Here is a 647-nt window from a genome sequence, read left to right on the forward strand (position 1 = left end):
TGCGGTCCGAACCCCGCCGTGCACGCACGGCGGTTTGGGCTCTTCCGTTTTCGCTCGCCGCTACTCACAGAATCACTGTTGTTTTCTCTTCCTCCGGCTACTTAGATGTTTCAGTTCACCGGGTTCCCTTCCTGACGTTATGGATTGGCGTCAGGATAACTGAGGTCTGCTCAGTTGGGTTTCCCCATTCAGATATCTCCGGATCGTAGGATATTTGCTCCTCCCCGAAGCTTTTCGCAGCTTATCACGTCTTTCATCGGCTCTTAGTGCCAAGGCATCCACCATACGCTCTTTCTAGCATGACCAACTAACTCAGAAAGCGGATGCTGAAATTTCAGGACTGCCGTTGAATGCTTGCATTCATAAGGCTGTTCTGGGATTTTAGCAGACATTTGCGGAGCAAATGACATCGACAAGACCGTTGGTCTTGGAGATGACCCGCTCCCGCACGGGGTGCTTTCTTCGTCGACACCAGTATAGCGTTACTGGCGTTGGTTCTAGGTCAATTTTTTTCATTCGTTTTCTTCGAATTGTGTTGTAATCATTATCTCATTACTCTGTTTATAACAATTACCTCGGATGTCTTGATTAAGATATTTATCTTATCATTTCTATTTCTTATATGCAATTTTCAAGGTACATATTGA

The 647-nt window shown here is 45.9% G+C and carries 1 rRNA gene; it reads right to left on the reverse strand.

Going from position 1 to position 647, the window contains the following annotated elements:
- Window positions 1–305: ribosomal RNA gene (locus tag ACQRD1_RS14585) — 23S ribosomal RNA — on the reverse strand; the annotation flags it as partial.
- Between the last annotated feature and the right edge of the window lie 342 nt (window positions 306–647).

Origin of the sequence: Bariatricus sp. SGI.019 (assembly GCF_050315235.1) — a bacterium.
Lineage (GTDB): Bacteria > Bacillota > Clostridia > Lachnospirales > Lachnospiraceae > JAFBIX01.